Origin of the sequence: Paenarthrobacter sp. AT5, assembly GCF_032764245.1 — a bacterium.
In the GTDB taxonomy this organism is placed as follows: Bacteria; Actinomycetota; Actinomycetes; order Actinomycetales; family Micrococcaceae; genus Arthrobacter; species Arthrobacter ureafaciens.
In genome coordinates, this window is sequence record NZ_CP136441.1 from 3693063 (window position 1) to 3716358 (window position 23296).

The window sequence follows — 23296 nt, forward strand, 5'->3', positions numbered from 1 at the left end:
TTCGTGGACGGTTGTTGTCTCACGACTGTGTGGACACTTCGTCTTGGGACTTTGTTTGTCGGCCTCTGCGGGGCGGGTACTTTGTTCGTTTCTTGCGGGTGCCTTGTGGGTCTGCGACGACTCCTGAGGGTTTTCCGTTGCCGACGTAGGTGGTTCCGTGCGGAGGTCTGGGGTGAGTGATGATCTCGGTGCCTTGTGCTCCGAAGAACATGATGGTGGTGTCGTCGTAGATGATGTGCACGGTGGTGCCGGTGTGTTCTTTGCCCATTTTGAAGTGGGTTCCTAGGATCGTCACGGACCCGTTCCGGTTCACTGTTCGGTGCGCGCTTTGCCTGTCCGTTGCGGGCGTGACTTGCTCAGGAACGGTTGGCGGGGGCGTTTTCGGGGTGGCGTTCCAGGCCTCATAGGGCGTCGTTCCCGCGGGTAGGCCTTGATGTTCGCGTTCGTTGTTGTAGTAGAGATCGAAAGCGTCGACCTGCAGTTGCAGGGCAGCCATTGAAGGGGCCGGGAGTTGCCTGTGCAGGTATCGGTGCAGGGTTTGGTGGAAGCGTTCGTTCTTGCCTTGGGTGGTGGGTTTGTAGGGTTTGCCCGTTATCGGTTCGATGCCTTTGGCTTTGAGGAACTCCACGAGGGCCCCGGTGCGGCCGCGGCGGGTGGGATTCAGTGCCGAGCCGTTGTCGGAAAGGAACTTCTGCGGTGCTCCGTGGCGTTCGATGGCCTGGGTAACGACGGCGATTGCGGCGGCGCTGGTTTCGCCGGGTGCGACCAGGGACGCCAGCGCCAAACGCGAATGATCATCGATGAGTTGGAAGATGGCTACCTTCTTGCCGCTGGCGAGCTGCCATTCGGTCGAGTCGATTTGCCAGCACGCGTTGGGTTGCGGATAGACGAACCTTTTGTAGGCGCTTCGAGGCTTCTTCCGCGGTTCGGGCATCACGACACCGGCCCGGGAAAAGATCCTGGCCACGGTGGCACGCGAGGGCGGTGTGAAGCCTTGTCGTGAGAGCTTCGCGATGACAGAAAGCGGACCGTGGTCCTGCCCGCTCTCCTGCAGTTCCGCCCGGGTACCGAGCAGCAACTCGATCATCGCCTGTGGGGTCAGGGCCGGCATGGTTCTTGGAATCGTGGGCTTTTTCTCCAATGCCTTCACCGGCCCCACCTCGGCAGCCGCCGCCCGGACCCGGTAGAACCAGGCCCGGGAGACATTGTGCTTCCTGCAGAACGCAGTAACCGCGCCTCTGGGCGAATCCTCGGACCACGTTGCCACAGCATGCCGGATCTTGATGTCCGGTTGGGGTTTGCTCATGCATAGCAGCAAACCCGCAAGCTAAGTGTCCACGATGTCCTGAGACAGAGTGTCTACGAAGTCATGAGACAGAACTGTCTATTAAGTCATGAGACTCCACACGCGTTTAGAGCCGTCAAAACGCGCACAAATGCGACCTAGTTGGGTTGGTGGGGGCGGAGGATGGCGAAATAACCGGGGATGACGTCCGGCCGCCCGGGGTTGCTGAGTGGCCGGGTTTCGATGTTCGTCGCACCCTCCTCCACCAGGTCCCAGTCCGACGGCGGAAACGCCTTGCGCCGTTGAGCGGCACCGAAGCGCCCGGGCATGGGAAGGCCACGGATGGCCCACTCCAGCGGCGCGGGAATGGAATGCCGCGTCGCGCCAAGGTGGCTGACGTAGTCCACGGGGGTGCCGCGGAAATTGGTTTCCGCGAGGAACACCGTTCCTCGCCGGCCCACGACCGGCAGCAAGTTCGCTGCCAAAGCAGCCCGGCCCTTCCGGTCCAGGACATGGAGCACGCCGCGGATGAACACGTTGGCGTCTCCGCTGAAGCCCGCCTCTTCCAGCGCCGTCCCTACGGTTCGCCACGCGCCGGGCGCCGTGAGGTCCGCAACGGCGAACGACGTCGTCGGCCACTCATGCGATTCGCGCCGCGCCCGCTCAACGGCGTTTGCCGAGTAGTCCACGCCCACAGCGTGCGGGAAATGCGGGGCGAAGTGGCGGGTGAAGCTGCCGTTGCCGCAGCCGACGTCCACCAACGGAAGGTCCGCATCCAGCAAGGCAAGTTTGGGCAGGTAGCTCTCGGCCTCATGGCTGTTGCCTGAATCCCAGAGGACATCGCCGTCGGCTCCCGTGGAACGTACCTTGCCCCAGTATTGGTCCCATGCGGTCTGCGGGTCCTTGGGCGCCCCGGAGGACAGCCGGATGAGGCGCGGAACCAACAGGTACTTGCGGAAAGCAGTCAGCATCCTTCCAATATATGGGCGCCTACGCGTTGATCAGCCAGTTGAGGGCTTCTGTTTCGTCCGTGAAAAATTTGGTGGGGCACGGGGGCTTCATGATGCCGATGAAAAAATTGGCGATTACCCTGTCCACCGGCGACGACCCCCACAATGCGATGCGCGAGGCCTGGCACGGTTTCGCGAAGACGGACCTGGCACCGCGGGTGACATCGTTGGTGGTGGCCATGTCCACGATCATCGGATGCCGGTCCTTGCCGCAAATTTCATTCACGCGGTCCATGGCGCGCTGGGCGTCCCGTTCCTTGATGCTCGCTCCCCGGGGCCACGTCAGCCGGAGAATGCCCGGTTCCTCCAACTCAAGTTCAAAATCAACCGGCTGGTAATCCTGGGATGCTGCTGCCTGCTCCACCGTGCTCCTCGACGTTTCGTAACCGGGGCACCGCTGGTTCCTCCCCCGACACACCAACACTTGCCGAGCGCGTGCCCAATGTAAAGAGGCGTGACGCGACCCATTTGGCCATGCCGGGCCGTGACCTGCGGATGCGCTGATAAGGTGTGCAACATCTGGTAAAACCGTGGAACAAAAGTTGTAACGGAAGGGGCTCAGTGGTTCACAACGGAGCCGAAGTACAGCACGTTCCGCTCACGGCCGTGGTGCTGGATTCGGACGTGGAACGGTTGACGACGACGTCGGCCGCCCTCACCGCTGCCGGCTTCCAGGTTTTCCCTGCTTCAAACCCTGATTCACTGGCCATCAGCCTCGAACACAACCACCCCTCGATCGTGGTGGTGGAGAACGCCCTCGCCCACGGACTGCGCAGTCCCGGGATCCCCGTCCTGCTGCTGCTGAACGCCGGGGATTCCGTGGACCTCGAGGAAGCAGAAGCGTGGCGGGTGGTGGATTACGTCATCAACCCCGTCCGTCCGGACGAGCTGGTTCACAGGGTCAACACCCTCATCGGCAGGTCCAGGGAACGCTCCCGCTCGCGCAACCACATGGAGGCCCTGCGGGAAAGCCTGCGCAACGTGTCCGCCGCGATCCGTGAAACCAACGACCCCCAGCTCATTGCCGACCACGTAGTCCGGGGTTTCGGCGAAGCGTTGGGCGTGGACCACGTCTGGTTCGCCACATTCCGTGACGAGCGCGTCCCCTCCATCCGGGCACAGTGGAACGCCCCCGGCACCAAACAGCTTCCCGCCAAGCTCGGCAACAGCGAGAACGCCATCGCAGAGCTATCCAACCGCCTGTGGACCGAAGCGGACGCCATGACAGTCCTGGACCACCGCGAGGAGCCCGCTTCCAGGATCACCCAGGCCCTGCGCGAATGGTCTCCGGAACTGCAGCCCGTCTCCACGGTCATCCTCCCTGTTGGCGAAGGCGCCTCGGCGCTGGGCGTGGTCCTCCTGTGCACCGAGAACCGGATCCATGACTGGACCCGCCCCGAACTCTCACTGATGCAGCACGTGGCCGGGAACGTTGCCCACGGACTCATCCAGGGCCACCTCATCAGCGCCCAGCAACGGGTCCTGCAGCAGCTGAGGCAGCTGGACAAGGCCAAGACGGACTTCCTGGCCACCGTCAACCACGAACTCCGGACTCCCCTGACGTCCATCACCGCCTACCTGGACATGATCCGCGACGGCTCAGGCGGCCCGGTCCCCGACGGCATCAAGAAGATGCTGGACGTCATTGCCCGGAACTCGGACCGGCTGCGGCGGCTGATTGAAGACATGCTGACGGTCTCCATGCAGGACGGCAGCAACCTGGACCTCAAACCCGTGGATGTGGACAAACTGCTGCAGGTTGTTGTCGCCACGCTCCGGCCCCTGGCTGAGTCCCGGCACGTGGACATCTCCTACGTTGAAGCCTCCGAAGACATCGAGGTCACCGCCGACGAAGCCAAACTCGAGCAGGTCTTCACCAACATCGTGGCCAACGCCATCAAGTTCACCCCGGAGGGTGGCCGGGTCGGGATTACCAGCGTCCTGGAGGAAACGGACGACGGCGGACACGCGGCACTGGTGCGCGTAGCGGACACGGGCCTTGGCATCCCTGAACACGACCTGCCCCACATCTTCACCCGCTTCTACCGGGCATCAAACGCAACATCGGCGGCCGTACCCGGCAGCGGGCTGGGCCTGGCGATCGCGCACGACATCATCAGCAGGCACATGGGGCGGCTGAACCTTGATTCCACCCTGGGGGCAGGGACCACGGTGTCCATTGAGCTCCCTGTCGGCGGGCCGTAAGCAACAGGCGGGTGTCGCCGTCGTCGGTTTTTACCCCCGCTTCGGCGTGTGACAGCGCAGTCAAGCACTCCGGCCGGTCCTGACGGCGAGGGTCACTAATCCGCGACACATATCGAAACAAAACAGATGCCCCGGGTAACAACCCGGGGCATCAAATTGCGTCATGGGGCCTTTTCAGGCGTCCCCCCAATTTAGTTCGGCCACCATCCGATGCTGGTGGTGTTTGTCTTGGTGGTGACGCTGTTCGGCCACCAGCCGATTGCCGTGGAGTCCTGCGACGGCTCGGCGTTAGCCGGAGCAGCGAATCCTGTAACTGCCAGGACTGCCGCCATGAGCAGGGTTGCCGCAAATTTCTTCATCCGCTGTGCCCTTTCGTTCTGATGCGAATTTGAGAGTGTGACTTGAACAATGTCACGGGGCAAACTATACGAGCTTTTCAATGCTAATGACATGGATAATGGGTTTATGCAGAGTCCCCACCTGGCATCACACGTTGTAGCAGGGCTCAATGCACGTGCCAAATGGAAAGAGCGAAAATTCGACGAGGCTTTCGAGCTCGCCGGTGACGCCGCTGACCTGGCCGCTGCCGCCGGGGATGACGACACGTGGTGGGAAATGCTCTACCTCCAAGCAGAATGCCGCCGGGACCAAGGCAGCATCGAAGAATACCTGCGGCTCGCAACCGAGCTGAACAACCACCAACTCACATCCACCTCCTCCGAGCGCGGCGCGAAGGCCGGGACCATGGTGGCCGTCGCCTTCCAGGGACTGGGCCGCCTGGCCGAGGCTGCTGCCATGGCCTCGGACTCCGCAAAGCTGGCCGCCGGCGACCCCGATCTGCTGCACGTCCAGATCCTCGCCCAGCGCGCACTCATCGCGGCGTTGGCCGAAAGCAGGCTGCTTGAGGACGCCTGGCGCGAATGCCTGCAGCTGGAAACCCTGCTGGCCGATGTTGACGAAGACACTGCAGGCAAGGGCTATTGGGTCATCGGCAACGTCGCGTTCCTGGCGGACAGGGTTGCCGACGGCGGGATGTACCACGACCTCGCGGCCGAACGCCTGTCCCCCTCCAAGGACGTGGACCTGTGGGCGCGGTTCAACCGGGCCTCGGCGGAGATGCGGCTTCAGGCCAAGCTCCTGGACTCTGCCACCCTGCGCTGCATCGAGCGGGCGGAGATGGCCACAGACATTGTGGGCGGCTCCGAGCGGGACCACTTGGAGATGTCCCTGGTCCGCGCCCGCTGGAACTACCTCAACCAGGACATGCAGGAAGCCCTGGCCATCCTCGAGCCGCTCTGCGCACAATCCTCCATCCTTGCCACCCAGACAGCCGCCGAAGCACACTTCCTCCTCGGCAGGACCCTGCTGGCACTGGGCCGGCTGGACGATGCCGAGGCGGTGTTCGATAAGTCCGCGAGTCTCTTCGACCAATCAGCCCTGCCCGAGCGCAGTTCTGCCGTGCATGACTACCTCCGCGATAATGTTGGCAGTGCTGCGAAAGATCGGGGCGGCCAACACAGGGGGTGACCAGGTGCCGCAGGAGGACTCAATAGCCGGGAAGGACCCACGGCTGGGCAAGCTCCTGGACGGAATCGTCAGGCTTGCTGCCGGCGACCTTGACGCCCGGATGGAAGTCTCGGACGCCCGGGACGAGATCGACGCCGTCATCATGGGCACCAACCTCCTGGCCGAAGACCTGCAGATCGCCTACGCGGAACTGGAGCAGCGGGTCGCCGCTCGAACGCGGCAATTGCACGAGGCGCACCGCGAGATGCAGCACATGGCCATGACGGATTCCCTCACCGGCCTCAGCAACCGTTCAGCGTTCACCGCGGCCCTCACCGACGCCCAGGAGAAAGCCGCCGCACAGGGGCAGCGCCCGGCCATCCTCCTGCTGGACATGGACGGCTTCAAAGGCATCAACGACTCCCTGGGCCACACCATCGGCGACAAGGTCCTCGAAACAGTGGCCGGGCGCATCACCGGCGCAGTGCGGGACGAAGACATCGTCGCCCGCATGGGAGGGGACGAATTCGCCATCCTCCTGCACGACGTGACCCCGGCGATTGCCGCATCGATCGGCAACCGGGTGCTTGCCGCCGTCGACGGCATCCTGGAAATCGAGGGACACCACGTGCGCTGCGGAGCGAGCATGGGCCTTCGCATGGCCGCACCCGGGCAGAGCGCCCAGGAAATCATGATGGAAGCGGACATTGCCATGTACGAGTCCAAAGCCGAGGTCCGCGGCCGCCTCAAGTCGTTCCAACCGGCCATGCTGCATGCCCGGCAGCTGAGGAACCAGCTGGTCAACGAGCTCAAGGAAGCCATCGCCGGCAACCAGCTGGTGCTGTTCTACCAACCCATCGTCCGGTTGGACACCCGCGAAATCGAGGGCGTGGAAGCCCTGGTCCGCTGGAACCATCCCACGCGCGGCATGGTGATGCCGGACGAGTTCATTCCCATCGCCGAGGAAACGGGTCTCATCTCCGACCTGGGCGGCTGGGTGCTGCGCACCGCCGTCGAGCAGTTGCAGCGCTGGCGCAACGATCCCCTGACAGCGCACCACAACTTCAACATGCGCATCAACGTCTCCGCCGCGGACCTGCAGCGGCTCGAATTCGTGGAGGACGTCCGGGACGCGCTGTCCACAGCCAAGCTCGACCCCACGCTGCTGGTCCTGGAGCTGACTGAGAGCGCCGTCATCCAAGGCAACGACCTCGACCGGTACACCCTCAGCAGCCTGGAACGGCTCGGCGTCGGCATGGAGATCGACGACTTCGGCACCGGCTACTCGTCCATCGACTACCTCCGCCGCCTGCCCGTCCACGCCGTCAAGGTGGACCGTTCGCTGCTCTCCGCGCTCGGCAGCGATCCCGCCCAACCCGCGCTGCTGGCGGCCGTTCTGCAACTCATCCGTGCCTGCGGACTTGGCGCCGTGTGGGAGGGCATCGAGACCGAAGACCAGGCCCGGTACCTGCTCGGCATCGGCTGCACCAGCGGGCAGGGGTACTACTTCAGCAGGCCGCTCTCGGAGGAAGTACTCACTGAGCAGCTCAGGCACCACAAGACCTGGCCGGTGGCGGACTAGGAGCACGACGGCGGCCTGCCGGCTTGGTTGCCGGCTGCCGGTTTGGTTGCCGGCTGCCGGTTTGGTTGCCGGCTGCCGGTTTGGGGCTACTCACCGTTGCGCCGGGCACGCCACTCGGAGTCGAGGATGGCGTAGATGTTCTCGGTGGCCCACTGCCCCTTGTAGTGCCAGATGTCCACGAGGGACGCCTCCAGCCGCATGCCGATGCGCTCGCAGATCGCCGCGGAACCGTGGTTGAGGGCGTCCAGCTTGGCGTCGACGCGATGGAAGGCAAGGAGTCCGAAGGCCAGGTCCAGCACGGCTTCCGCGGCTTCCGTGGCGATTCCCTGGCCCCTCGCATCAGGATGCAGGATCCAGCCAACCTCTGCCTGCCCCGGCCCTTCCAACCACTTGAGCACCACCTCGCCCAGCAGCCCAGGCTCATCCTGCCGCTCGATCGCCAGGCAGACCCAGTCGCCCTCCTGCTTGAATTCGAAGTTCGCGTAGCGCCCCAGCACCTCCATGGCTTTGGTCTTGCTCAGGGGCGGACGCAAAAGGAACCGCGCCGTGTCGGGGAGGGACTGGTAGGCGTGGAAGCGTTCCAGGTCCTCGGCCTCGAAGCGCCGCAAGATGAGGCGTTTGGTGATGATCGGGAGCGCGATATCGGGCATGTCTTCGAGGCTACAGTGCCGGTCCGAAAGGATGTCCAGTTCAGGCCCTGGAGCTTTGTCCAGTCTTGACACGTGGCGCGATCTGGGATTACCTAATGAACATTCGGTAAATAAAGCTGGAGGCAATGACGCATGGTTGAAACAACCCTCTCCGGTGCTTCGCACCACATCCTGACGAACGACTATGCGTCCGAATGGATGGGCATCGAGGTCCTCAAGGTCGACGACGGACACGCCACCATCAGGATGAAGCTCCGCCAGGAAATGCTCAACGGCTTCGGCATGGCACACGGCGGAATGATCTTCGCCTTCGGTGACACCGCCTTCGCGCTGGCCTGCAACCCGGCCAGCCCGACGCCCGAGGAGGCCGCCACCATCACGGTTGCATCCGGCGTCGACATCAACTTCATCAAGCCGGCCTTCGAAGGCCAGGTGATCACCGCCGTCGCCAACCGCCGTGCCACAACGGGCCGCAGCGGCCTGTACGACATCCAGCTCTACGCGGCTGACGAGTCCTCCTCCCCCACCATCACCGAACCCGGCGAACTCATTGCAGAGTTCCGTGGCCGCAGCCGCACCATCTCCAAGAAGTAGGAAGCCATGACACAGAACACCGTCGCCGCAACAGCCACCCCGGAGGCAACCGCTGTTCCCGGACTGGACCGCGAGGAAACCATCTCCCGCGACGAGCTCGAGGCCCTGCAGCTCAGCCGCCTCCAGCACACTGTCGCCTACGCCTACGACCGCGTGCCGCTCTACAAGCGCAAGTTCGACGAAGCCGGCGTCCACCCCAGCGATCTGCGCGAACTGGGCGATCTTGGCAAGTTCCCCTTCACCACCAAGGAAGACCTCCGCCTGGAGTACCCGTTCGGCATGTTCGCCGTCCCGCAGGACCAGGTTGCCCGCATCCACGCGAGCTCCGGCACCACCGGCCGCCCCACCGTGGTGGGCTACACCAAGAACGACCTCGCCAACTGGGCCACGCTGGTTGCCCGCTCGCTGCGCGCCTCGGGCGTGCGCCCCGGCATGAAGGTCCACAACGCTTACGGCTACGGCCTGTTCACGGGCGGTCTCGGCGCACACGCCGGCGCCGAAGCCCTCGGCTGCACCGTCATTCCCATGTCCGGCGGCCAGACCGAGCGCCAGATCCAGCTCATCCAGGACTTCGAGCCGGATGCCATCCTGGCCACGCCCACGTACTTGCTGACCATCGCCGACGCCATGGCCCAACAGGGCATCGACCCCAAGTCGACGTCGCTCAAGTACGCCGTCCTCGGCGCCGAGCCGTGGACCGAGGAGATGCGCCGCGAACTCGAAGTCACCATGGACATCAAAGCCTGCGACATCTACGGGCTCTCCGAAGTCATGGGCCCCGGCGTCGCCGGCGAAGCCGTGGAAACCCAGGACGGCTGCCACATCTGGGAAGACCACTTCCGCCCCGAAATCATCGACCCGTTCGACCACACGCGCGTCCTGGGTGACGGCGAACCGGGCGAGCTCGTCTTCACGTCCCTGACCAAGGAAGCACTGCCGATCATCCGGTACCGCACCAAGGACCTCACGCGCCTGCTCCCCGGCACGGCCCGTCCGGCCCACCGCCGCATGGGACGCATCACCGGCCGCAGCGACGACATGATCATCCTCCGCGGCGTGAACCTGTTCCCGTCCCAGATCGAGGAAATCGCTTTGAGGATCCCGGAGCTCAGCCCGCACTTCCAGCTCGAGCTCACGCGGCCCGAAGGCAAGCGCATGGACTCCCTGACGGTACGGATCGAGCGCCGCGAGAACGTTCCGGTTGAAGCAGGCACGACGGCGGCACACGCCTTGCGCGAGCAGATCAAGATTCACGTCGGGTCATCGTGCGTAGTGGACGTCGTTGAGCCCGGTTCGCTTGAACGCTCCAACGGCAAGCTCCGCCGCATCTACGACCTTCGCCCCAAGGCCTAGTCTTCCCGGTGACGCCCCGTGTACTTCACGGGGCGTCTTCGGTTTGACAGGTCCGCCCACTGATCGTGAGAAAATGCCACCATGCCAACTGAGACAACCTCCAAGCGCGGACGGCCCGGTTACGACCAGCAGTCGGTGCTCCGCATCGCCGTCGACGTCTTCAACCGCCACGGGTACGACGCAACGTCCATGGGCATCCTGGCCGAAAACCTTGGAATCTCGAAGTCGGCCATCTACCACCACGTCCCCTCCAAGGGCGACCTCCTGAAGCTTGCCTTGGACCACGCCCTCGGCGGCCTGGAGGCCATCCTGGAGCAACCCGAGGCCATGACCGGCCCCGCCGACGCCCGCTTGGAATTCGTGCTGCGGCAAACCATTGCAGTGCTCGTGGAACGGCTCCCCTTCGTCACGTTGCTCCTGCGCCTGCGCGGGAACACCGACATTGAGCGCGACGCCTTGGAACGCCGTCGTGCCTTTGACCATAAGGTGGCTGCGCTCATCTCGGCTGCGCGCGAGGACGGTTCGCTGCGGCAGGACATCGATCCCCGCACGGTCACAAGGCTCCTGTTCGGCACCATTAACTCGATCGTGGAGTGGTACAAGCCCGGCGGCTCGCTGTCCCCGGAGAAGCTCGCGGATGACGTGATCACCATGGCGTTCGACGGCCTCCACGCCGCCGCCTGACCCTCTATCACCTCCCGCCCCCTTCCCGGCGTCCCTCTATCACCTCCCGCCCCTTTCCCGGCGTCCCTCTATCACCTCCCGACCCGCCCCGGACGCGACAGAAATTCGTAAGGTCTCCGGAGCCGCTGCGAGCGTAGGATTTTCAGCGTAGGAGGTGGCCATCATGCAACTAGCCCTCAACACAGCCACAACTGTCCTGCCCGTCGATGACATGAGCCGCGCGCACGCTTTTTACGCGGAAAAGCTCGGCCTGCCACACCGTGGGAAAACCTGGGACGGAAATGATTTGTTCGGCAACGACGGCGGCGCGATGCTGCAGTTGCTGCCCATCACGGATGGCATGCACTCAAGCCATACCGCACTGAGTTTTGAGGTCCGCGACATCGAGCGATTGGTCGCTGAAATGGAAGCCAGGGGCGTTTCATTCCAGGACTATGACGAGCCCGGCCTCAAGACGGAAAACCATATTTGCACTACTGAAGCCGAGAAATGCGCTTGGTTTATGGACACGGAGAACAACATCCTCTGCATCCACGAAACGCTCGGGCAGCAGGCCGAATACCAGCTATAAAGATTAACGACGAAACGCTCTCCTTGTTGGGAGAGCGTTTCGTCGTTCGCGGTGGGAAGTGATAGCCTCAAACCCGGCGGGAAGTGATAGAGCAACCCCTCAAGCCCGGTGGGAAGCGATAGAGGAACCCCCCGAACCCCGCGGGAAGTGATAGAGCAACCCCTCAAACCCGGCGGGAAGTGCTAGAGGGTTACTTCTCCACGAGGGTGAGGACGTCGTAGGTGGCTACGATGTCGTCGTTCTGGTTGGTTAGGACTGCATCCCAGGCAACCTCGCCGTACTCGTCCGTTTCACGCGGCGTGATCTTCTTGGCGGTCAGGGTCACCCGGATGGAGTCGCCCGCGGCAACCGGCGTGATGAAGCGCAGGTTCTCCAGGCCGTAGTTGGCCAGGACGGGACCCGGAGCCGGCTCCACGAACAGACCCGCAGCCCAGCTCAGGAGCAGGTAGCCGTGGGCCACGATGCCCGGGAAGAAGGGGTTGGCCTCGGCGGCTTCCTGGTTGGTGTGCGCGTAGAAGGTATCGCCGGTGGAGTTTGCGAAGGCCGTGATGTCCTCCAGCGTGACCTCGCGGAGCTCGGAACGAACAGCATCGCCGATCCGGAGGGTGGACAAGTGCTTGCGGAAGGGGTGCTCACCCTCGGTTTCAATGGTGAAGTTCCGGTCGGCACCGGCGTGCCACTGGCCGGTGACGGCGGTGAGCATGTTCGGCGAACCCTGGATGGCCGTGCGCTGCATGTGGTGCAGCACGGAGCGGATGCCGCCCAGTTCTTCGCCGCCGCCTGCGCGGCCTGGACCGCCGTGGACAAGGTGCGGAACGGGGGAACCGTGGCCGGTGGACGAGCGTGCGTCTTCGCGGTTGAGCATGTGGACACGGCCGTGGTGGGCTGCGATGCCGGTAACCAGTTCGCGGGCCACTGCGGGATCGTTGGTGCACACGGAGGCCACCAGCGAGCCGGAACCGCGGGCGGCGAGGCGCACGGCGTCGGCGAGGTCGGTGTAGCCAAGCACTGAGGAGACGGGTCCGAAGGCTTCGAGGGAGTGGACTTCTTCGGCTTCCGCGTCAGCCCAGCTGAGGAGCACCGGAGCCATGAAGGCGCCGTCCTCCACTACGCCGACGGTGCCGCCGACGGAGGTGACCGACGGCGAGTCGAGGCTTCCGTACGCAAGCTCACCGCCGGCGTCGAGCATTGACTGGACGGCCGCGCGAACATCGGCGAGCTGCTCCAGCGAGGCGAGGGCGCCCATGGTGACGCCTTCGGCGCGCGGGTCACCGACCACAACGCGTTCGTTGATGCGGGCGCCGATGGCTGCGGCGACCTCGGAGGTCAACTCCTTGGGGACGAGCACGCGGCGGATGGCGGTGCACTTCTGGCCTGCCTTGACGGTCATCTCGGTGACGACGGCCTTGACGAAAGCGTCGAACTCGGGGGTGCCGGGAACGGCATCAGGGCCGAGGATGGCCGCGTTCAGCGAGTCCGTCTCCGAGGTGAAGCGGACACCGCCCTGCACCACGTTCGGGTGCGATTTCAGCGACTTGGCCGTTGCGGCGGAACCGGTGAAGGACACGAGGTCGCGGTAGTCGAGTTCATCCAGGAGCGTGCGGGCCGAACCGGAGATCAGCTGGAGCGAACCTGCGGGCAGGATGCCGGACTCCACGATGGCCTTCACGGCAGCCGCGGCGACGTAGCCTGTGGGCGTTGCCGGCTTGACGATGGTTGGCACGCCGGCAAGGAAGGCCGGCGCGAACTTCTCCAGCATCCCCCAGACCGGGAAGTTGAAGGCGTTGATCTGGACGGCTACGCCGGGAATGCGGGTGTAGATGTGCTCGCCGGCGAACGAACCATCCTTGGACAGGACCTCCATGGGACCGTCCACGATCACCTGCGAGTTGGGCAGTTCACGCCGGCCCTTGGAACCGAACGTGAAGAGCACGCCGATGCCGCCGTCGATGTCGATCATGTTGTCGATCTTGGTGGCGCCGGACTGCGAGGACTGCGCGTAGAGCTCTTCGCGGCGGCCGTTCAGGTACTGGGCCAGCTCCTTGAGCTTGAGGGCGCGCTGGTGGAACGTCAGCTTGCCGAGTTCCGCTTGGCCCGTGGTGCGTCCGTAGTTCACGACGGCGGCAAGGTCCAGGCCGTCGGTGCTCACGTTGGCCAGGACTTCGCCGGTGCTGGCATCACGCACGGGCACGGTCTTGGCTTCGGGCGCCGGGGTCCACCACGCGTCCTGAACGTAGCTGGGGACGGTGGCAACGTCTGTGGTTTCCGGGGCGACTGCTGTAGTGGTCATCGTCGACGGGTCCTTCCGAGGCACATGAAAGCGGCACGGTCGAATGTCGGATGGACCAACATTACTGACCGGCCGTTCGGTAATATATACAGACTACATGAATGCCCCGGAGAGTACAGCGGGAATTTGCGCGCATTGTGATAGAGGGTTGCCCGAAACACGGCGGGATGTGATAGAAGGATTCCCAAAACCCGGCGGGATGTGAGAGAGGGACGCCCAAAACCCGGCGGGATGTGAGAGAAGGATCAGGGCCGGCTGCCCAGCTTCCGTGCCAACAGCAGCGGTTTCTTCAGGAACTCGCCCACGCTGGTCCGGGTAATGATCGTCTGGTTCAGGGCATCAAGCCGCCCCAGGACCTGGTCCAGCTTGGCAACGGTCTCATCGAGCCGCCGCTCCTGTGCCCGGATGAGTTCCTCCTGTTCGGCCAGCACGCGGGACAAATAGAGCACCGTCCCCATGCCGCCCTGGGCAACCTCGTTCCGCAGATGATCGTCACGGACCAGGGCATCGTAACGGGCATGCTCCGCCGCCTTGGCAAAAATGCTGTTGCCGTCATGCCCATCCGATTCCGGCCGCTGCGACCAAAACGCCAGCGGTTCCCCGTCGATGAATCCGACGCGTGAATGGCTCAGCACGCGCAGGTGGAATTCCCAGTCCCCCACCACCGGAAGATCCTCGTTGTAATAGCCGACGGCGTCGTGGAGACTCCTGCGGTACAGGAAGGAAATGGGTACGGCTCGGTTGATCCGGAGCATGTCCGCAAGGGTGATCTGACGCAGGTCCGCCCAGAAAATCTCACGCCGGACAGGCTCGATCCTGCCGTCTGCAATCTCCTCGATGACAATTTCCGTCCGCACCATGACTCCCGCGTCCGAGGCATGCGCCGGGTCATCCAAATACTCCACGGTGCGCTCCAGGAAAGTGGGCGCCCAAAAATCATCGTCATCATGGATCACCACAAACTCGCCGGTGCCGGCCTTGATTCCCGCATTCGACGCCGCTTCCATCCCCACAGACTCAGCATGGTGAAGCGTGGTGATACGCGCCTGCTCAGCTTGCGACCGCTGCGAGGTGAGATGTTCGACGGCGGCCGGGTCGCCGCCGTCGTTGACGATGAGCAACTCGAAATCCTGGAAAGTCTGGGCAAAGATGTCGTCCAACGCGCGGGCCAGGAAGACTGGCCTGTTCTTGGTACGGGTCACGATGGTGATGCGGGCGGTCATGGCTCGTCCATTCAGTTGGGGATGTTGATCAATCCTGCATGCTAGCAGCGCGCTGGGGCCAGGAATGGAGCTTCGCAACAAGGGCCGAAATTTCCTGCTCCGTTACGCCATGCCCAGCAAGGTAGGCGCGCGCGTCCAGCTCGTCCAGGAGCCGGCGCAGGGCATCCCGCCGCCGCTCCAACAGCTCTTCCAAATCCTGGTCCGGAAGGTAGGGATCATGGGCATGCGGCGCACCGTGGGTCCGGTGGCGTTCATTGATACCGCGGGCCGCAAGCTCGTAGCCGCGCAGGATCTCTCCGTCCTCAATGCCGGCTAGCCGCTGCAATATCAGTGCGATCATGCCGCTCCGGTCCCGCCCCGCCGAGCAATGCACCACCACCTTGCCCGGAGACGCAGCGATCGCTTTGAACACGCGGGCAATCTTGTCCCCGAACATCGCCAGGTACTCCGCGTACTGTCCGGGCTCCTTGAGGTAGGGGCCAAAGGTGGTGCCGAAGTCGCTGTGGTCCGGGTCTTCCGTGGGGCAATGTACGACGGCGATCCGCGCCTTCGCGTCGTCCGGCACCTGGGGATCGGTGTCGCGTTGCCGCCGCTCGCGGGAGGCGCGGAGGTCGATCACGGTGCGGACGCCGTCGTCGTACATTTGGCGCCAGCCGGCCTCCGTTACCCACTCGTGGCGCCCCATCCGGTACACGTCACCGGCAATGCGCCAAGCATTGACCGCACCGTCCCAATCAACGGCCTGCAAGCGGCCTGCCGCGGCATCCCCATCCATGGAAGCCATGCTAGCCGTGCCGAGGGGTGAGATCTCGCGGCTTTGGCGCGTGTTTAGGCCTGAGAGCTAACCCCTCGGGGCCAGGTGCTTGGAGAGCCGGTACTCCAGGCCGTTCCTGACCGCCGGCCATTCGTGTTCGAGGATGGAGAACACCACTGTGTCGCGAAGGGCGCCGTCCTTGCTGCGGGAGTGGTTCCGCAAAACGCCGTCCTGCTTGGCCCCAAGGCGCGCGATCGCCTCACGGGACTGGTGGTTCAGCCAGTGCGTGCGGAACTCGACCGCGGGGCAGCCCAACGTTTCAAAAGCGTGCCGGAGCAGCAGGAGCTTGGAATCCGGGTTGGTGCCCGTTCCGTGGGCTGAGGCCGCGTTCCAGGTGGATCCGATCTCGACGCGCGGAGTGTCGGCGTCAATGTTCATGTACGTCGTCATGCCGATGAGCTTGCCGGTACTGTTCCGCCGCGTCGCGAACGGCAGCATGGAACCCACTGCCTGGAGGGCAAGACGCCGATCGATGTCGGCGGCCATGCCCTCCGGGGTTGGCACGGAGGTGTACCAGAGCTTCCAGAGTTCGCCGTCGCTGGCGGCCTCCACCAGACCGTCGTGATGGGAGGCGTCGAGGGGCTCGAGGGTTACAAAACGGCCTTTAAGGGTGGTCGGTTCAATCGCAGTCACCCGGTCAGCCTAACGGACCCAAACCAGGTCGCAGTTGGGTGGGCCCGGGCTAGTCCGTCCAGTCGAAGAAGCCCTTGCCGCTCTTGCGCCCCAACTCCCCGCGCGCCACCTTGTCCCGAAGGATCTGCGGCGGTGCAAAACGGTCACCGAGGGTGGAGTGCAGGTACTCGGCGATCCCCAACCTGACGTCCAGGCCAACAATGTCCGTGGTCTTCAGCGGGCCGGTGGGGTGCTTGTAGCCAAGCACCATGGCGGCGTCAATGTCCTCCGCGGACGCCACGCCTTCTTCGACCATCCGCATCGCTTCGAGTGCGATTGCCACGCCCAGCCGCGAGGACGCGAACCCGGGGGCGTCATTGACGACGACGGCGGTCTTGCCAAGTGCCTCGGTCCAGCTTTTCGCCGCGGCAGCAAGCTCGGGCGAGGTTTCCTTGCCGAGGACCACTTCGATGAGGGTGGACGCCGGCACGGGGTTGAAGAAGTGCAGGCCCACGAAGTTGGCGGGACGGCGGAGTTCCTGGCCCAGTCCGGTCACGGAGAGGGAGGACGTGTTGGAGGCCAGGAAGGCATCCGCGGACAAGTGCTCCTCAACGGACCGCAGCGCCGTGACTTTGAGGTCGTAGTCCTCGGGAACGGCCTCCACCACCAAACCACAGTGAATGAAGGACTCGTAGTCCGTGGAAGTGCTGAACCGGGCGAGGACCTCTTCCGGCGAGTCCGTGAGGGTGCCCCGGGCAGCGGACTTCGCTACGGCCTCGGCCACGCGGTTGTGCGCACCGGCAGCGGCCTCGTGGTCACGTTCCACCACGACGACGGTGGCACCCTTGATGAGGAAGGCATGGGCAATACCTGCGCCCATGCGGCCACCGCCCAGGACTCCGACGACGTTCGGGATGGCGGGTGTTGTTGTCATTTCTGGGTCCTGTCCTGAGAGGTGGCGTCGTTGGCCTTGGCGGACTTCTTATCCAGGAAGGCCTGCATCCGATCGAACTTGGCCTGGGATTCGAACAGGATCCCTTGGGCCAGGGTGTCGATCAGGGGGTGCGCTTCGGCCGGTGCGTGGAAGACCGACTTGGTGATCCGTACGGCCAAGGGGTCTTGCCGGCCGATGCGGTCCGCCAGTTTGTGGGCTGCGTCCATGAGCTCCGGGGCCTCGTGGATCTCGGTGATGAGGTTGATCCGCAGTGACTCTTCGGCTCGGAGCACCGTACCGGCCAGGAGGATCTCCTTCGCCTTCGGTTCGCCCACCAATTCCTTCAACCGCCAGGTGGCACCTGCCGCGGCGAGGATGCCAAGACCCGTTTCCGGGTTGCCGATGCGCACGCTCGGAGTGCCGATGCGGAAGTCGGCGGCATAAGCCAGCTCGGCTCCCCCACCCAGGCAATAGCCGTCAAGCGCGGCGATGACGGGCATGGGCAGCTTGGCGATCCGGGCGAAAATGGTGGAGTTGATCCCTTGAAGGGCATCGTCCCGGCGCCGCTCGCGCAGTTGGCCAATGTCCGCGCCGGAGGCAAAGACTCCGTTGGTTCCGGCGATGATCAGGATCTTGGGATTCTTTTCCAGCTCGGCGCAGACCGCGTGAAGCTCATCCACCATCTTCTGGTCGATCGCGTTGCGGACTTCCGGGCGGTTCAGCAGGACGGTGAGCCGGTCCTCGCGTTCCTCGAGCAGGAGGGTGCTGAAGTCTTCCTGGTTCAGGGCCATTACACACCCTCCAACAACATTGCCGTGCCCTGGCCGACGCCGATGCACATCGTGGCCAGGCCCAGCTTCGGCCCGGTCTGGGAGGCGAGCTCGCGCTCCATGCGGCCCAGCAAAGTAATGGCAATACGTGAGCCGCTGGAACCGAGCGGGTGGCCCAAACTGATGGCACCGCCGTCGTTATTGACGATGTCCGGATCCAGGCCGAGGCGGCGCATGCTCGCCAGCGACTGCGTGGCGAAGGCCTCGTTGAGCTCCACTGCGCCGAGCTGCTCCACGGAAAGGCCGGTGCGGGCGAGGACTTTCTGCGTGGCGGGTACGGGACCGATGCCCATGATCTCCGGTTCGCAGCCGGCGGAGGCACCGTCAATAATGCGGGCACGCGGCGTTAGGCCGAACTTCTTGATGGCGGCCTCGGAGGCAACGATGATGGCCGAGGCGCCGTCGTTGAGGGTGGAGGAGTTGCCTGCGGTCACGATCGAACCGCCCGGGACCACGGGGCGCAGCCCGGCCAGGACGTCCATGGTGGTGCCTTCGCGGGGGCCTTCGTCGGTGTCGACGACGGTCTCGGACTTGCGCGTCTTGACCGTCACCGGGACGATCTCCTCCTTGAAACGGCCGCCGGCAATAGCAGCCAGCGCACGCTCGTGGGAGCGGACGGCGAAAGCGTCGGCGTCCTCACGCGAGATGTTGTCCACGCGCCCGACTTCTTCCGCGGTCTCCGGCATGGAGTACGTCATCTTGCCGTCGCGGGAGAGATCACCCTTGGTGAAGCGCCGGTTGGCGAAGCGCCAGCCGATGGAGGTATCGAAAATCTGGCCCGGCTTGGCGAAGGCCGTCGCGGGCTTTTCCTGGACCCAGGGGGCGCGGCTCATGGATTCAACGCCACCGGCAACCACGATGTCCGCAGCCCCCGACTTGATCATCTGGCTGGCCATGATGATCGCGCTGAGGCCTGAAGCGCAGAGCCGGTTGACCGTAATGCCCGGGATGTGGAGGGGAAGTCCGGCAAGGATGGTGGCCATGCGGGCCACGTTGCGGTTTTCCTCTCCCGCGCCGTTGGCGTTGCCGAGGATTACCTCGTCAATGGAGTCGGGGTCGACGCCGGCGCGTTCCACTGCTTCCCGGACCACCAGGGCGGCGAGGTCGTCGGGCCGGACAGAGGAAAGTGCCCCACCATAGCGTCCGACCGGCGTCCGTGCGCCACCAACAAGAAAAGCCTCGACCATGAGAACATCCTTCGCGAAGTGAAAGGGGCCGGCACGGAATAATATACCGACCGTTCGTTCTATAAAGATTACACGGCCGGCGCGGCCGGTCAACAGATGACGGTCCTCACACCTCCTTAAATCACACGGATTCCAAGGTGACTGGCGAGCAAAGGAGCCATCAAGTTCAGCTGGTAGTCATCGATGACCGCCCCGGTCAGGCCGGCCAACCCGTTGATCCCGCGGAACTCCGAAGTGCGAAGGTCAACATCCTTGAACCTGGCCCCGGTGACGTCCAATGTTCCGATGGTGCAGTTCTTCAAGGCCACCCGGGTTCCCGTGACCCCGCCCAGGTCCAGCTCATTGATGATGCAGTCGGAGATCTGGACGTCCACCAGCTTGGAGCCGCGCAGGTTCACGAAGTCCAGCTTGCCGCCGTCGATTCGGACGGAGCGCCAACTTCCCTCATAAAGTTCGGCCGAGCCCCACCTGGGATTGGTGATCTCCACGTCCTGCCATGATGTCCTCGCAGCCGGGAAAACCGGGGCGAACGGCTCGGCTAAGATGCAGTCGCGGAAGGTTGCTCCCCGTAGCTGGGCTTCATTGAAGGAGACGCCGTTGAATTCACATTCGATGAAGTCCGCCCCGCTCAGCTCTTCCCCGTCCGCGGAGGCCCGGGTGAAGCGGATACCGTCATACCGTTCCCCGCGCTGGAAGTCCGGGGCGTCGTCGTCGCGCAGTTCATCCAGCCGCACCGGCGGGACCTTGGGTGCGGCAACTTTGCCGGCCGGCATCAGAGCGACTCCGCCTTGGCAGCGATCTCGGCAAGGTCCTTGCCCAACGCCTTGCGCGTGAAGCTCATGCCGAGCTTGCCGAAGAGGGCCATGCCCACCTTGCTCAAGAAAGTCGGCTTCAGGACCTCTGCCCCGAAGGTCACCGTAAGGTCCGTTCCGGCGTCGCGCCCGGCAAGGTTGAAGCGCGTGGTGTAGGCGGCACCGCCCTGGTGTGCCTTGACCGTTGTGCTCCGCGGAGGATCGGCTTCCGCGACCCACATTTCCACGGTTTCCTGCTTGCCCAACATGGTGCGGGTCTCTTTCCAGCGGGTTCCTTCGCCGTACGGGCCCTCGCTGAGCATCTGGACGGAATCGATGCCGGACAGCGTGGCGGCAGAACCGGGAATGTCAGAGACGACCGCCCAAACCTTCTCCGGGCTCGCATTGATGTGCTGGGTCAGCGTGGTGGTGTGTTCCATACATCGAGCCTAGACCCGGGCACTGACACTCCCAACTGACTGGCAATAGGGGTTGTTCTGAGGCTCCAGAGCAACCCCTATTGCCAGTCAGTTGGGCTTCCGTGCGCGAAGGCTGTGGATAACGTCCCGCGCTGACGGAAGGTTTGCCAGCATGAGGAGATGCGACTCCCCCAACCACTGCCGGAAGCCCTGTCGTCAGTTCCGTTCACATGGCAGGAAGCGCTCGACGCCGGCGTCTCGCGTCAGCGCTGGAGGCACCGCGCGCTTGGGGCACCAAGCAGGGGCATCCGGGCCCCTCCGAACGGTGAAGTCGGGCTGCCGAAGATCGTTCGGCCTTTCACGGTGATCACTCCCTTTTCGGCGGCCTCGCACGCCACGGCATTTGTCTTGTGGGCGTTTCCGGGCTTCCTGCCCGGCAGCCATGAAACCACCATCCACATCTCACGCCCGGACACCATGGCCATCCCGCGGCGCAAGGGAGTCAAAGGGCATGTGGGCCAGTTCTTCGACGATGAAATCACCAACCTCAATGGACTGCTCATCACCACCCGTCCCCGCACATGGCTCGACTGCGCCCGACGGATGACCATCGATGAAATCACAGTCGTGGCCGATCATCTGCTCAGGAGGCCGAGGCCAGCCTTCGAGGACCGAAGCGAACCGTACTGCACACGTGAGGAGCTGGAAGAGATGCTTGACCGGCACAAGGGAACACCCGGAATCCGCAAGGCGCGCCTGGCTTTGGAACAGGCCAGGGTTGGCGCCGATTCAGCGCCCGAGACGCGACTCCGGCTGGCACTTGAGCTGGCCGGGCTGCCCGAACCGGAACTCAACCATCCCACGGAACTGGGTTTCGGCGTCGTACGTGAACCCGACCTTGGCTACCGCGAACAGCGCGTCGCCGTTGAGTACGAAGGCGAGGGGCATTCAGAGCCCGCGCAGATTGTCCGGGACATAGAGCGCGAGGAAGACTACAGCCGTGCGGGCTGGCACTTGGTGCGGATATCCAAACGGCACATGGGCAACGACGCAAGGTCTGCTGTGTCCAAGGTGCTGGCCGCGATGCAGGAGCGCGGGTGGACGCCCAAGTAGCTGGCAATAGGGGTCGTTCTGAGGCTCCGGAGCAACCCCTATTGCCAGTCAGTTGCTTAGGAGAACAGCTCGCTCTTGGGCTGGTTGTTCTTGACCTTCTGCCAACCGAGCCACAGCACCACTGCGAAGAACGGAATGGTGGCCAAGGTCCAGAGGCCCAGCAGGAAGACGTCGCCGGTGGTCTTGTCCGTGACGGTGTCGAAGCCGATCAGGACCGTAATGGCCAGCAGCGCCACGAGGCCGATCCAGCTGGTCCAGGGCGAGCCCGGCATGGGCAGGGAGGACACGTTACCGCGCTTCTTGCGCAGCGCGATCTGGCTCGCGAAGATCGAACCCCATGTGAAAATCACGCCAATGGAAGCGGTGTTCAGCGCGAGGTCGAACGCGTGCGAACCACCCAGCCAGATGTTCAGGAGGATGCCCACCAAGTACACGCCGCCGATTGCCAGGATGGCCGCAAACGGCACGTGACGGGAGGACATCCGGGTCAGCCACTGCGGAGCGTGCCCGTTGTTGGCCATGGTGCGGAAGATGCGGCCGATCGAGTACAGGCCGGAGTTGCAGGAAGAAAGCGCTGCGGTGATGACGATCATGTTCATCACATCGCCCATCCAGCCCAGGCCCATCTGACCGAACACGGTGACGAACGGCGACGTGCCGGCTACGTACTGGTCGGACGGGAGGAGCATGGCCAACAGGGTCACGGAACCGACGTAGAAGACCACAATGCGGAAGACGACGGCGCGGATCGCCTTGGGAACTTCACGTTCCGGATTCTCCATCTCACCTGCGGTGATGCCCACGAGCTCGATTGCGTTGTAGGCGAAGATCACGGCGTTCAGGACGAGGATCATCACCAGGCCGCCTTTGGGGAACATCCCGCCGTCGGAGTGGAAGAGGTTGGCTACGGAAGCGTTGCCGTCGCCCACTTGTGCGTTGGTGACCACCATGAAGGTGCCCACAGCCAGGAAGATCACGATCGCGGCGACCTTGAGGCAGGAAGCCCAGAATTCGAATTCACCGAAGGCCTTGACACTGAACAGATTCACGGCCACCAGCAGCACCAGCGCCGCGATGGCGGAGAGTTCAACCGGAACATTCGGGAAGAAGAACTGGAAGTAGAGGCCGATCGCGATCAGTTCCGCGATGCCGGTCATGGCCCAGTTGATGAAGTACATCCAACCGGACAGGTACGCGCCTTTCTTGCCGAACATTTCACCGGCGTAGCTCACGAACGAGCCCGAGGTCTGGCGGTACATGATGAGTTCGCCCAAGGCGCGCATCAGGAGGTAGGCGATGACGCCGGCAATGGCGTAGGAGAAGATCAGGGCCGGGCCGGTGGAAGCCAAACGGCCACCTGCGCCCATGAACAGGCCAACGCCGATCGCGCCGCCCATGGCAATCATGGTCACGTGACGGCGGCTGAGCGTCTTCTGGTAACCCTCTGCGCTGAGGGTGGAGCCTGCGGCCGTGGATGGGGCCGTGGGCTTGAGGTCTGTGGGGGTACTTTGCGGCACAGCTGTTTCCTTGTGGGTTGGGGTCTTGCTGTAGGGGGCTGCGCCCGGTGCCGGAGCACGGGCGGTTTAGGCACAGGAAATTCGGAGATTTCCCCTTTGGGAATCCCGTTCTGTGACGTGGACCGC

23 protein-coding genes are annotated in these 23296 nt (G+C 64.0%); 8 read left to right on the forward strand and 15 right to left on the reverse strand.

Annotation, left to right across the window (positions count from 1 at the left end; translation table 11 throughout):
• Positions 1-19 precede the first annotated feature (19 nt).
• From RI444_RS17120 to RI444_RS17130, 3 genes are all read right to left on the reverse strand, one after another.
• A complete protein-coding gene (locus RI444_RS17120) occupies positions 20-1306 on the reverse strand; it encodes a DDE-type integrase/transposase/recombinase (RefSeq protein ID WP_062095146.1) in 1287 nt (428 codons plus the stop codon).
• Positions 1307-1443: 137 nt separating this feature from the next.
• A complete protein-coding gene (locus tag RI444_RS17125) occupies positions 1444-2256 on the reverse strand; it encodes a class I SAM-dependent methyltransferase (protein WP_207605607.1) in 813 nt (270 codons plus the stop codon).
• Positions 2257-2275: 19 nt separating this feature from the next.
• Positions 2276-2659, reverse strand: coding sequence for an STAS/SEC14 domain-containing protein (locus RI444_RS17130; protein WP_062097758.1), 384 nt, complete (start codon positions 2657-2659; stop codon positions 2276-2278).
• A gap of 197 nt (positions 2660-2856) precedes the next feature.
• Here RI444_RS17130 and RI444_RS17135 point away from each other — a divergent pair, with 197 nt between their 5' ends.
• Positions 2857-4500: an ATP-binding protein gene (locus RI444_RS17135; RefSeq protein WP_207605606.1), complete on the forward strand. Its 1644-nt coding sequence runs from the start codon at positions 2857-2859 to the stop codon at positions 4498-4500.
• A 191-nt stretch (positions 4501-4691) separates the two neighbouring features.
• On the opposite strand, the gene RI444_RS17140 is transcribed toward RI444_RS17135, so the two are convergent.
• Positions 4692-4859 (reverse strand): hypothetical protein, encoded by a 168-nt coding sequence (locus RI444_RS17140; RefSeq protein ID WP_021473873.1) that lies wholly within the window; start codon positions 4857-4859, stop codon positions 4692-4694.
• A 106-nt stretch (positions 4860-4965) separates the two neighbouring features.
• Between RI444_RS17140 and RI444_RS17145 the strand changes: the two genes are divergently transcribed.
• Positions 4966-6027, forward strand: coding sequence for a hypothetical protein (locus RI444_RS17145; RefSeq protein WP_062097762.1), 1062 nt, complete (start codon positions 4966-4968; stop codon positions 6025-6027).
• Between the two features lie 4 nt (positions 6028-6031).
• Positions 6032-7588 carry a putative bifunctional diguanylate cyclase/phosphodiesterase gene (locus RI444_RS17150; RefSeq protein WP_316963916.1) on the forward strand — a complete coding sequence of 519 codons (1557 nt, stop codon included), beginning with the start codon at positions 6032-6034 and terminating at the stop codon, positions 7586-7588.
• Between the two features lie 86 nt (positions 7589-7674).
• Here RI444_RS17150 and RI444_RS17155 read toward each other — a convergent pair whose 3' ends face one another.
• Entirely contained in the window at positions 7675-8238 is a 564-nt protein-coding gene (locus RI444_RS17155; protein WP_062097764.1) for a GNAT family N-acetyltransferase, read from the reverse strand.
• Between the two features lie 132 nt (positions 8239-8370).
• On the opposite strand from RI444_RS17155, the gene RI444_RS17160 reads away from it, so the two are divergent.
• The 4 genes from RI444_RS17160 (at position 8371) to RI444_RS17175 (ending at position 11440) form a co-directional block, all read left to right on the forward strand.
• A complete protein-coding gene (locus tag RI444_RS17160) occupies positions 8371-8832 on the forward strand; it encodes a hotdog fold thioesterase (protein ID WP_021473869.1) in 462 nt (153 codons plus the stop codon).
• A 6-nt stretch (positions 8833-8838) separates the two neighbouring features.
• Positions 8839-10185 (forward strand): phenylacetate--CoA ligase PaaK, encoded by a 1347-nt coding sequence (gene paaK, locus RI444_RS17165; protein ID WP_207605605.1) that lies wholly within the window; start codon positions 8839-8841, stop codon positions 10183-10185.
• An 81-nt stretch (positions 10186-10266) separates the two neighbouring features.
• On the forward strand, positions 10267-10869 hold the full coding sequence (locus tag RI444_RS17170) for a TetR/AcrR family transcriptional regulator (protein ID WP_021473867.1): 603 nt from the start codon (positions 10267-10269) through the stop codon (positions 10867-10869).
• 163 nt (positions 10870-11032) lie between these two features.
• Entirely contained in the window at positions 11033-11440 is a 408-nt protein-coding gene (locus tag RI444_RS17175) for a VOC family protein (RefSeq protein WP_021473866.1), read from the forward strand.
• 190 nt (positions 11441-11630) lie between these two features.
• Here RI444_RS17175 and paaZ read toward each other — a convergent pair whose 3' ends face one another.
• The 9 genes from paaZ to RI444_RS17220 all read right to left on the reverse strand — a co-directional run bounded on the left by paaZ (position 11631) and on the right by RI444_RS17220 (position 20561).
• A complete protein-coding gene (gene paaZ, locus RI444_RS17180) occupies positions 11631-13730 on the reverse strand; it encodes a phenylacetic acid degradation bifunctional protein PaaZ (protein ID WP_207605604.1) in 2100 nt (699 codons plus the stop codon).
• A 245-nt stretch (positions 13731-13975) separates the two neighbouring features.
• The gene (locus RI444_RS17185; protein WP_242703217.1) at positions 13976-14953 is read right to left on the reverse strand and encodes a glycosyltransferase family 2 protein; all 978 of its coding nucleotides are present in this window, start codon (positions 14951-14953) and stop codon (positions 13976-13978) included.
• Between the two features lie 28 nt (positions 14954-14981).
• Positions 14982-15728 carry a tyrosine-protein phosphatase gene (locus RI444_RS17190; protein WP_207605603.1) on the reverse strand — a complete coding sequence of 249 codons (747 nt, stop codon included), beginning with the start codon at positions 15726-15728 and terminating at the stop codon, positions 14982-14984.
• Between the two features lie 66 nt (positions 15729-15794).
• A complete protein-coding gene (locus tag RI444_RS17195) occupies positions 15795-16400 on the reverse strand; it encodes a GNAT family N-acetyltransferase (RefSeq protein WP_021473862.1) in 606 nt (201 codons plus the stop codon).
• A gap of 49 nt (positions 16401-16449) precedes the next feature.
• Positions 16450-17313, reverse strand: coding sequence for a 3-hydroxyacyl-CoA dehydrogenase family protein (locus tag RI444_RS17200; protein ID WP_179012199.1), 864 nt, complete (start codon positions 17311-17313; stop codon positions 16450-16452).
• Positions 17310-18104: an enoyl-CoA hydratase/isomerase family protein gene (locus RI444_RS17205; RefSeq protein ID WP_207605602.1), complete on the reverse strand. Its 795-nt coding sequence runs from the start codon at positions 18102-18104 to the stop codon at positions 17310-17312. The genes RI444_RS17200 and RI444_RS17205 overlap by 4 nt, the downstream gene beginning before the upstream one ends.
• The gene (locus RI444_RS17210; RefSeq protein WP_021473859.1) at positions 18104-19330 is read right to left on the reverse strand and encodes a thiolase family protein; all 1227 of its coding nucleotides are present in this window, start codon (positions 19328-19330) and stop codon (positions 18104-18106) included. The genes RI444_RS17205 and RI444_RS17210 overlap by 1 nt, the downstream gene beginning before the upstream one ends.
• Before the next feature lie 116 nt (positions 19331-19446).
• On the reverse strand, positions 19447-20103 hold the full coding sequence (locus RI444_RS17215) for a pentapeptide repeat-containing protein (protein WP_207605601.1): 657 nt from the start codon (positions 20101-20103) through the stop codon (positions 19447-19449).
• Positions 20103-20561 carry an SRPBCC family protein gene (locus tag RI444_RS17220; protein ID WP_062097774.1) on the reverse strand — a complete coding sequence of 153 codons (459 nt, stop codon included), beginning with the start codon at positions 20559-20561 and terminating at the stop codon, positions 20103-20105. Before RI444_RS17220 ends, RI444_RS17215 begins: the two co-directional genes overlap by 1 nt.
• Before the next feature lie 159 nt (positions 20562-20720).
• On the opposite strand from RI444_RS17220, the gene RI444_RS17225 reads away from it, so the two are divergent.
• Entirely contained in the window at positions 20721-21653 is a 933-nt protein-coding gene (locus RI444_RS17225) for an endonuclease domain-containing protein (RefSeq protein ID WP_069695884.1), read from the forward strand.
• Between the two features lie 56 nt (positions 21654-21709).
• Here RI444_RS17225 and RI444_RS17230 read toward each other — a convergent pair whose 3' ends face one another.
• On the reverse strand, positions 21710-23170 hold the full coding sequence (locus tag RI444_RS17230; protein WP_021473855.1) for an amino acid permease: 1461 nt from the start codon (positions 23168-23170) through the stop codon (positions 21710-21712).
• Positions 23171-23296 lie beyond the last annotated feature (126 nt).

Excerpts from the sequence above, each read along its gene's own strand:
- RI444_RS17210 (WP_021473859.1), bottom strand. The coding sequence starts at position 19,330 with ATGGTCGAGGCTTTTCTTGTTGGTGGCGCACGGACGCCGGTCGGACGC.
- RI444_RS17205 (WP_207605602.1), bottom strand. The coding sequence starts at position 18,104 with ATGGCCCTGAACCAGGAAGACTTCAGCACCCTCCTGCTCGAGGAACGC.
- RI444_RS17125 (WP_207605607.1), bottom strand. The coding sequence starts at position 2,256 with ATGCTGACTGCTTTCCGCAAGTACCTGTTGGTTCCGCGCCTCATCCGG.
- RI444_RS17175 (WP_021473866.1), top strand. The coding sequence starts at position 11,033 with ATGCAACTAGCCCTCAACACAGCCACAACTGTCCTGCCCGTCGATGAC.
- paaK (WP_207605605.1), top strand. The coding sequence starts at position 8,839 with ATGACACAGAACACCGTCGCCGCAACAGCCACCCCGGAGGCAACCGCT.
- RI444_RS17215 (WP_207605601.1), bottom strand. The coding sequence starts at position 20,103 with ATGCCGGCCGGCAAAGTTGCCGCACCCAAGGTCCCGCCGGTGCGGCTG.
- paaZ (WP_207605604.1), bottom strand. The coding sequence starts at position 13,730 with ATGACCACTACAGCAGTCGCCCCGGAAACCACAGACGTTGCCACCGTC.
- RI444_RS17160 (WP_021473869.1), top strand. The coding sequence starts at position 8,371 with ATGGTTGAAACAACCCTCTCCGGTGCTTCGCACCACATCCTGACGAAC.
- RI444_RS17155 (WP_062097764.1), bottom strand. The coding sequence starts at position 8,238 with ATGCCCGATATCGCGCTCCCGATCATCACCAAACGCCTCATCTTGCGG.
- RI444_RS17225 (WP_069695884.1), top strand. The coding sequence starts at position 20,721 with ATGCGACTCCCCCAACCACTGCCGGAAGCCCTGTCGTCAGTTCCGTTC.
- RI444_RS17145 (WP_062097762.1), top strand. The coding sequence starts at position 4,966 with ATGCAGAGTCCCCACCTGGCATCACACGTTGTAGCAGGGCTCAATGCA.
- RI444_RS17190 (WP_207605603.1), bottom strand. The coding sequence starts at position 15,728 with ATGGATGGGGATGCCGCGGCAGGCCGCTTGCAGGCCGTTGATTGGGAC.
- RI444_RS17200 (WP_179012199.1), bottom strand. The coding sequence starts at position 17,313 with ATGACAACAACACCCGCCATCCCGAACGTCGTCGGAGTCCTGGGCGGT.
- RI444_RS17185 (WP_242703217.1), bottom strand. The coding sequence starts at position 14,953 with ATGACCGCCCGCATCACCATCGTGACCCGTACCAAGAACAGGCCAGTC.
- RI444_RS17140 (WP_021473873.1), bottom strand. The coding sequence starts at position 4,859 with ATGAAGAAATTTGCGGCAACCCTGCTCATGGCGGCAGTCCTGGCAGTT.
- RI444_RS17120 (WP_062095146.1), bottom strand. The coding sequence starts at position 1,306 with ATGAGCAAACCCCAACCGGACATCAAGATCCGGCATGCTGTGGCAACG.
- RI444_RS17170 (WP_021473867.1), top strand. The coding sequence starts at position 10,267 with ATGCCAACTGAGACAACCTCCAAGCGCGGACGGCCCGGTTACGACCAG.
- RI444_RS17220 (WP_062097774.1), bottom strand. The coding sequence starts at position 20,561 with ATGGAACACACCACCACGCTGACCCAGCACATCAATGCGAGCCCGGAG.